This is a genomic window from Mixta theicola (genome assembly GCF_002895925.1).
GTDB lineage: Bacteria > Pseudomonadota > Gammaproteobacteria > Enterobacterales > Enterobacteriaceae > Mixta > Mixta theicola.
On record NZ_NWUO01000018.1, the window covers coordinates 58,685 to 67,637 of the forward strand.

The window sequence follows — 8,953 nt, forward strand, 5'->3', positions numbered from 1 at the left end:
TCTCATGATATTCACAAAAACTGATTAAATCCACGCAGTTGCGTGGATTTTTCATTTCATAGCGTCTCAAATGATTTCGTAGAAGCGCAGTCAAAAATGAGTACGTAGGTGAGTACATCAAACTTCCATCTTTATTTTTAGTGAGTACAATAACGGTATAATAAATATACAAGGAATCGTTATGCTCACTGATACTCAATGCCGCACAGCAAAAGCGAAAGAAAAGCTCTATCGTCTCAACGATTTCAATGGTTTATATCTTGAAGTCAAACCTAATGGCAAAAAGGCGTGGCGCTATCGGTTTAAATTTAACGGTAAATCCAGCATGTTTGCGCTGGGTGAGTACCCGACGGTTAAACTTGCCGAAGCTCGCGAGAAATGCGAGCAAGCGCGTAAACAAGTCGCGAATGGAGTTAGCCCTACTCAGGCTCGCCAGTTAGACAAGATCCGCAAGGTCAATGACGCATCCAACACCTTTGAGCTAGTCGCCAAAGAGTGGTTGCAGATGAAAGACTGGGCCGAAATCACCAAAACACGCCGACTTGATATGCTTGAGCGTGTAGTTTTCCCCGCCATTGGCAAACTCCCTATCAGGGAAATCACACCACACCATATTCTCAAAATTCTTCAGCAGACCGCTAAACGCGGCGCACCGACAGTAGCAGCTGAAGCACGCCGGACTATTTCATCGATTTTCGAGCTGGCTGTAGCAACTCTCAGAGCAGACAGTGATCCTGTTTGGCCAGTGCGTAAGGCGATTCCGGCAAATAAAACGCAGCACAAACAGGCATTGTCTCCGCAGCAAATCGGGAAGTTATTAGGCTGTTTTGACAACAGTCGCGGCTCATACCAGGTTAATTATTGCATGTGGTTAATGTGGTGGACGCTAACGCGTCCAGCCGAAGCCACCGAAGCAGCATGGGCCGAATTCGATCTTGATAACGCATTATGGATCATTCCGGCAACGCGCATGAAAGCTCGTAAAGAACATGTTGTTCCCCTACCCTCGCAAGCCGTAAAAATGCTTAGAACGCTTCAAGGATTGACAGGACATCGGCAGCATCTTTTTCCGGGCAGAGATAATCCTCTAGGTTCAATGACATCGCACTCACTGCGTCAGCTACTTAAAAGCCTCGGCTGGAGTGGCACTTATAGCCCACATGCTACCAGAACTACAGGCAGTACACGTTTAAACGAGATGGGCTATCGACCTGATGCTATTGAAGCTCAGCTTGCACATGCTGATACTAACAATGTTCGCCGCACATATAACCATGCGACCTATCTTGATGAACGTAAAGTGATGATGCAGGAATGGGCTGATATGTTGGACAAATGGGTAGCTGGATCCAAGTAGAAATTATTGCACTTAGTGAACCACGTGGATAGAACTCATTCCTCAAGGTCCACTTTTTGCCAGGAGCGGACATTGCTAAAATTAATAAGCATCAATCTGTCAGGTGAAGGTCAGGATGGGTTTGTTGAATCAATCAGATTTCGGGCGAGCCTATATGTAGCGGGTTGGGCTTTCAGGCATACCAGCTTGCGTCATTTTGTGCAGCGCACGCACCATGGCAATAGCTTCCGCACCCATCATAATCCCGCAGCGTCAATGAACGGCCGAACAACTACTTTACCCTGTACATCGCCGTTACCGCTATCGAGCGACGATTGTAATCAGCTGTCCAATTCCACCGGGCATTACTCCTGGTCAGCCGCTGATTCGCAACAGCACGGTAGCGGTTCGCGTGTTCACCGGGCTAGTAACCCGCACTCTTTCGGGGCGGGATGAGGGCACTGATTTTCTTGCGCCGCAATTAATCGTGACATAGCAGGGTGTCGCAAGTAGAGTCTGCCGCTGCTGCCCTGATTTTTATGTGAGTCTGCCGGATAAGGCCCGTGAAGGCTTCAGAGTCCATTACGTTGTTTAGCGACAGGTATGCACAGACAATTTCATGCGTTTTGCTGCCAGCAGCCAGATGCAGCTTCCGCCAAATTCGACGGCGCTCCTTGCCGTGTTTTTTGACTATCCATTCGCCTTCACCGAAGACCTTCAGCCCGATAGAATCAATCACCAGATGTGTGATCTCACCCCGGGTGGGAGTTTTGAAACAGACATTGAGCGACTTTGCTCGCTTACTGGCACTGGTGTAATCTGAACAACGCTACGGAACGCCCATCAGAGCAAAAATGGAATCAATAAAACCCTGCGTAGCCCGAAGCGTCAGACGGAATACGCGTTTAATCATCAGGACAGTGGTGATGGCAAGGTCAGAATAACGCTGAGGACGTCCCCGTGATGAAGGCGTTGTTGACTCATACCTGGCCTTAATCGCATCCTCGCCCAGCCAGAAAGTGAGGTAACCACGGTTGATAAGCGCTTTGTTTTAGATGTGCCAGTTTGTGATTAAGAGCTTTTGCTTAGCCACGGGACTGCCTGCGTTGTCAGGAGCATGCCTGATCTAATCCTGCTACTCAGCAAAAGTCCGATTTATTCAATAAAGTCCGAAAATCGCTATAAATCGATTATCATGCTGTCATTATCGCTAAACATCACCTTTAGATAACTGCAGGTCTCGATATTATCCGGGAGTTCAGCGTGCGCACTGCTCTTTTTCCCTGTACGCAGCGCATTCATTATTTTCTGAAGCTCTGATGAATATAAAAATGCCTCGCGTGAAAACTGGAAATCCTCGTAATGGCCACGCCAGATGCGTTTGGTTTTACTTTTACCAGAGACATCGACATAGCCAAGAAACAGAGAGATCTTCTTATTAATTTCATTATTTTCACCAAAGCCATGGGTCGCAATATAACGGGCGCGTATTTTCTGCTGGTCGCTGATTTGCCCGAACAGTCGCACGTGATATGCCTCGGTTAACAATGTCAACACATCACCATTCAGACTGTCTCTCACCAGCACAAACCAGGCGTTATCAGGGACGCTATAAATAAGCAGATGAGTTTTATTGATCCCCGGTTTTGAGCCAAGTATTTCAAAAAGTTGCGCGTTAATAACATCCACTATTTCGTACAGGTTCAGTGTCGAACGCTCTGAAATACGCTGTTTTGCATGATTCGTGATGCCCGTTAACTTCATCTCTGAACCTGTATTTGATAATTAATCACCATCCACCCCACTCACTACACTCCGGGCATTTAATATTAAAGGGTTCAATCGCCCTCGCCGAATGGTAAGTCCAATATAATCCATTTTTTATCAATCGCGTTTCAGAGTGCTGGCAGTGATTAAAACTGATAAATTGCTCACACTCTGTACATTGCAGCCAGACTGAACGTGGCGTCCGTGCGGACTGCACGCCCTGTTTATTGGTATAGCCACCTGTTTTTTCAATGGTGCGAAGTTCCACGGAGCCACAGCGAATACAAAATGGTTTAGCCCGTGTCAGATCATTAGGCAAGGAAGATGTGTTCGGACTTTCGAGTTTATATTGTAAAAAGAGTCCCAATAGCCTCTGGAGTTCGTCGTTGTAAAGCTCTTTATCTATCGGGCTTAAAAATATAGCACCGTAGTCATGATTGGGTTTTATACCACCGGCCCCCGAACCGGCCTCTCCCAGGTAACTGTATTTACCCCAATGCTGTGCGGTAACGACGTCGGCTATGGCATGCTTGCAGGGATGGATCAAAAACACCGGATTGTTAGTGGCTTCGCGATAATCTTTCTGGTTGCGGAGCCCATCAATGACCCCTAGCAGGCCGCCAGACCGCGCAAATGTTGAGCGATCATAAAACTTTGCGTCCAGGACAAAGCGTCTGGAATAGCGTGCCTGGTCATCTTTTTCGGCTGCCCATTGCAGATCAATAACAAAATCAGGCCGCTTGCCATTTTCTAACGTTTTTTCATAGGTTAGGGTTAGCGATCTTTTAGAAAGCGGATTGTCGAAGAGTATCTCGATGTCTTTTTTTCTGCCTTTAATGGCATCCACTAACTGATATTTCCAGTTGCTTTGCGGGATAAATCTGAATGATTCGATCAGCACCTTCATTATTTGCAGCAAACACCACCGCTCATATAATAGCGGCATATTCACCAGCCCGATCGCATCAATTTCTTCAAGGCTGAGCAATAAATCTTCGTTTGTCAGACGGGTGCTCGCCATAAGCTGCTTATAACCGTTATGCACGCCCTGATAACGCGGGTTTTGGACAAACGTCATCGAGTTTGGGAAATGAGATGAGGCTGTCACCCCAAGAGCTTTGAACTGAGTAATGAGCTGCGCAAGTTGCCGCTGTTTTGGCTCAACTTTTTTAAACACCGCTTCCGATAAGGACTGGTTTTCGCTGTAAAACCTGATGCGGTTTTGCAGGGCCACCTTTTCTTTCGTTTGTTCATCCAGTTCACGCGGACTGAGCTTTCGTTGCCAGTTGTTAGCATCGAGGACTTTACCCTGCATAATTTCCTGGCTGTATTTTTGCTGGGCGAGATGCAACTCCCGCGCATCTACAATCTCGATATCGTTTAAATAGTCAATAACGTAAATTACCGCTTTTTCGGTTTCATAACGGCGACCGGCACCCGTTATTTTATATTCGGCATGTTGCCGTAAACACCTCACTAAATTCAGCAAAGATGCGTTAAATTTTGAATTAAACGATAAAACGGTGCTTTTTTCACTGTCTCTCATCCACTGACCCTGGACATTGATCTCAATAAAAAAACCATCGTTCTCTTTTGTAGGTTTTTGGCTGCGAAAGTGCAATACATTATACTGAGGGCCATCCGCGTCATATACGATTTTTTCGGCAATAAAGCTCTGTGCTAATTGTTGTTGCCAATAGCTTAACTTGCATCGCTGTCGAATGATTTCCAAATCTTTAACCACCAGATCCCGATCAATCGTTACGCTATCGGTGAAGGAATCATACTGATGTTGAAGTTTATCAGTGAGCGTGGCGTAGCGTTTCGCTTTGTTACCCGACAAAATAACAATTTGCTTAATCATCCGATAGCTACGTTCGAGAGCAAACAGGATATAGCGGTTTTCGGCCATGTTAAATGTCGGCTTTACTGCGCGACTGGTTAAAACAGATTGATTGGTTTTTGTTGCTAACTCCATAAACGTACGGTTCACCGGTTTTACGGCTTTGCGTGGCTTCAGGGTTTGTATTTCTCGCAGTTCAGCCTTAGGGTTACTCAGGATTTTATGGGCATGCATGATTATATTTTGTGCGCAATCAATGGTTGCATTATTAATGCCAATACCGCCTTGCTCTCTGGATGCCTGAACAGAACTTGACTCATCCAGAAGTAATTCCCACAAATCGTCTTTGAACCCAGTCAGATAACGTTCCAGTTGATCTCTGCTAAAATCCATCGACCCTATGTTGATATGACAATGGACATCATCAAGGACCAGTATCAGCGTTCCCGCCGTATTTACGCTGCTGTGCCGCCAATATTTTTCTTTGGCATCCCACGAATCCTTTACGATCCACCAGTTTTTTCCGCTATCAATATCTTCAACTGGAGAGAGTGGTTTCTCTGCACCGTCCGACATTTTAATGCAAGGGATCACCGCTGACCCGGTAATAAACCGCACGGCTAATTGCCCCCGCAGAACGCCTTCTGTTCTGGGGTAGATCGTCGTTTCACATTCAAAATGTGCATGTTCATCATTATATTCAACGGGTATTGCATGCAACGATTCCGTCACTTTTGTGACGGTATCTCTATCATACCATTGAATTTCGACGTACTTTATTTCAAAGTTAGACAACATTGTTTACGACCAAAAATTCACAATACCATCATTGGACTTCGCATTATTTACCACATGTTCAAGCGCAACTACCGCAGAAAATACATCAGGAATATCAGCATAGGTTGGCACCTCGTGTTTAATTCGCTGTAAAAATACTTTTTCAATCAGTTCGATTTTTGTTTGCTGACCCACGGTTTTGTTGCCATCAAATGTTAACTTCGGCAGAATTTTATGCAGTAGAAAGTTATTGATTGCCCGTTCGCCGTCATCATTGACGTCCTTGAACAGGTGCAAATAATTCAGACCCTGACGAATAGTTCTCATACCAAACTCAACGCCTAATTTGTGTAAAAACTCTTTATTTAATGCAATAAACAACTGGCAAAATTCATTTTCACGATCAAATTTTGGGTAGTTTTGACGGATACCCAATGCTTCGGTTTCAAAGAGCAGTGGTCGTGATACATCGTCGAATTCATACTCCTTCACTTCACGGAGGATGGCATCCCAGTCAGATAACAGTGGCGACTCAAAACGCATAATATGCGCACGGTCTAATATTTTGGGTGAAAGATAATGGGTGGTTTCATCGATGTTAATAGCCCCTATAATATGAACATTTGCCGGCATCATAATGCTTGATGGCATTGACATGGCCGCAGAGAGCATTCGCCGTACCTCACTGTGGTACTTAATGAGTGAGTTTTTATCACTAAAACCAAATGCCTGTCTTAACTGATTATTTATAGTCTCATCTTTCAATAGCGCAATAAAATCCACCACCCCGTCTTGGCCGTATTTTTCCTTACTGGCTTGAATGATCTCAACCACCGCTTTCAACTCAGAAAGTACGTGCGCAGATTCGTCTGCGGAATAAAGATTAATTTCCGGCGTTTCATCACGGGACTCCAGCAGGGACAAGAAATCAGCAAAATAGTATTCTACGCGCGCCAGGTTCATTTCATCAAGGCAGATAAAATAGGGAGTCTCTGGGTTCAACTGAGCTTCCAGTAATGCATCTAAAAAGGGCGTGGCTAAATATTTTTTCTCCAGCGGGTTGTAGTAGCCAAGCAGATCTTCAGAACTGGTCCAGTTTGGTTTTACGGGGATAATAACCGCTTTCCCCCCAACAGCTTTGGCAAACGACTTGACTAAATTAGTTTTACCCGACCCCGAGTCCCCTGCCAGAATAATCAAATCCTTCGTGCGCAATAAGGTGAGGTAGTTTTCGATAATATGGCGGGGATACAAAACATCCTTTTCAACCAAATGCGACTGGATATAGGAGATTGCCTGACTGTAATCACCGTTAAGTTGTTCTCTAAATACAACCCCATCGACACCCTGTGACGCCGATTTTGAATCTACTAAAAAATTATCGAGATCTTCCTGGTCTAAAAACTCAAAGGTTTTCAAGAAAAGAGCTTTATCTGAGACATATTTTTTCAAACGCAGGATCTTATGATTCATTTCAACCTCTATTTTTTTGAAACTTTCCAAGGTCATCTGGAATTTTTTTTGTTTTAGTTCGTTATCGGTTTCAAGTAAAGCAATGGATTGTTCAGTTTTCTTTCGTATGCTGTTCAACGATTCTACAAGCTTTATTGCATTGTCACGCTTCAGTTCTGCGCTTTGTTTTTCTGCAAGCGCCTCAGCAAGCTGCTGGTCAAGCGTACTTTGTTTGGTTGCAAACTCTTGCTCGATTTTAGTTGCAGCTTGTTGTTGATAAAAATGATAGATTTCATTAGCAATGAAATATGAGACGTCGTCTGCCGTGACGATATCATGCGGGACTGAAACAGGTAGTTTTTCCAGCGATGAGCAACTCCCGGGCATCACACTCATCATAAATGGAATCCGATGCCTCTCACGTTCTTTCAGACTAGAGAGCGTCAGTTTGCATTTTATGAACCTAGCCCTACGCTGATCACCATACTTTTTGCCATCTACCGGGTTTATCCAGAATTGGCAGGGACCGTTAACGCCAGTAAGAGGATATGACAGCAGTTTATTGCTAGTCAGCATTCTGGGGTTTTTCAGATGCCCCCATCCTCTGTCTTTGATCAGGGTTATTTCACCCCATACCTCGAAATTATCATCTTCAAAGCCCCAGCTCGACTGCAGAGTTGCCAAAAGTTCTGTATCAGACAGTCCCTCTAACTCACTATACCCGTACACTTTGTTTGACATTGTGCTCTCATTAACCCACTGCTTTCAGAAGATATTAAGATAAGATTCGTCTAAGTGTCTAAAACTATTCACCCTTCACGTAAATTTCGATAGTAACCTCTGACTATAGGACAGGATTGTCTACCGGGACGGGTCAAGATCAGTTTACAGGGGCGGGATTAGACCATTTCATTAACCCATCAGATTAGTTAGACAATTGCGAACTTCCGCTTCTCGCTCTTAGCTGCCCTGTAAGCCCTGCGTTGGGGCAGCTTTGTGCCCAGGCTGTGTGAAAACTACTGATCACTTTTTGGTCTAAGTAGTGGCTTTATATGATCAACCATTCTTGATAAACCCATGCGGAAACCTACTTTATTTAATAAAATTATAAATATACGATTAAATAAAGCGGGTGCAGCTATGACTCAGCATATCAAAGGTCAAGGCAGACATCAGGTGACGTTGCTCCCTGAAGTGCTGGATGATTTTGTCACAGAAGACAACCCTGTCAGGGTTATTGACGTCTTTGTTGATGAACTACAGCTTGATGCACTTGGCTTTGAGCGCGTTAATGCAAAACAAACCGGGCGGCCTGGATATCACCCCGCAACCATGCTGAAGCTGTACATTTATGGATACCTGAACCGTATCCAGTCATCCCGCAGGTTAGAAAAAGAAGCCCATCGTAACGTTGAATTGATGTGGTTACTTGAGCGATTAACGCCTGATTTTAAAAACATTGCAGACTTCAGAAAAAACAATGGTAAAGGCATCAAAAATGCTTGCCGCGCTTTCATTGATCTGTGTCGGCAGATGCTGTAGTGGTCAACTAAAACTGGCCACCGCGTTAGAGTTTTTCCAGTATCGGTTTTCTGATTCGTTTGGCGGTAACCCACCATTAAATTCGTGTGGCCTGAGCGCACTGTAATACCCAACGATATAGTCCGTTATTGCATGTGCTGCGTCGCTGAAGCTTACGTAACCCACCATCGGCACCCATTCATTCTTTAAGCTCCGGAAGAAGCGTTCCATTGGACTATTATCCCGGCAGTTTCCAC

Annotated in this window: 5 protein-coding genes and 2 pseudogenes; 2 read left to right on the plus strand and 5 right to left on the minus strand. The window is 44.7% G+C overall.

Annotated features, from left to right (window positions below; all coding sequences use genetic code 11):
* Positions 1 to 181: 181 nt before the first annotated feature.
* Positions 182 to 1,357 carry a tyrosine-type recombinase/integrase gene (locus COO59_RS18410; protein ID WP_103061175.1) on the plus strand — a complete coding sequence of 392 codons (1,176 nt, stop codon included), beginning with the start codon at positions 182 to 184 and terminating at the stop codon, positions 1,355 to 1,357.
* 150 nt (positions 1,358 to 1,507) lie between these two features.
* Here the strand turns inward: COO59_RS18410 and COO59_RS18415 are convergent.
* The 4 genes and pseudogenes from COO59_RS18415 to COO59_RS18430 form a co-directional block, all read right to left on the minus strand.
* Positions 1,508 to 2,375: pseudogene (locus COO59_RS18415) on the minus strand (IS5 family transposase).
* Between the two features lie 140 nt (positions 2,376 to 2,515).
* Positions 2,516 to 3,100 carry a hypothetical protein gene (locus COO59_RS18420; protein ID WP_103061176.1) on the minus strand — a complete coding sequence of 195 codons (585 nt, stop codon included), beginning with the start codon at positions 3,098 to 3,100 and terminating at the stop codon, positions 2,516 to 2,518.
* Positions 3,101 to 3,125: 25 nt separating this feature from the next.
* A complete protein-coding gene (locus tag COO59_RS18425) occupies positions 3,126 to 5,744 on the minus strand; it encodes a nuclease domain-containing protein (RefSeq protein ID WP_121494951.1) in 2,619 nt (872 codons plus the stop codon).
* 3 nt (positions 5,745 to 5,747) lie between these two features.
* The gene (locus COO59_RS18430; protein WP_103061177.1) at positions 5,748 to 7,916 is read right to left on the minus strand and encodes an McrB family protein; all 2,169 of its coding nucleotides are present in this window, start codon (positions 7,914 to 7,916) and stop codon (positions 5,748 to 5,750) included.
* Between the two features lie 399 nt (positions 7,917 to 8,315).
* Between COO59_RS18430 and COO59_RS18435 the strand changes: the two are divergent.
* Positions 8,316 to 8,711: pseudogene (locus tag COO59_RS18435) on the plus strand (transposase); the annotation flags it as partial.
* Positions 8,712 to 8,720: 9 nt separating this feature from the next.
* On the opposite strand, the gene COO59_RS18440 reads toward COO59_RS18435, so the two are convergent.
* A partial coding sequence (locus COO59_RS18440) for an integrase core domain-containing protein (protein ID WP_165786540.1) occupies positions 8,721 to 8,953 on the minus strand: 233 nt, incomplete at its 5' end.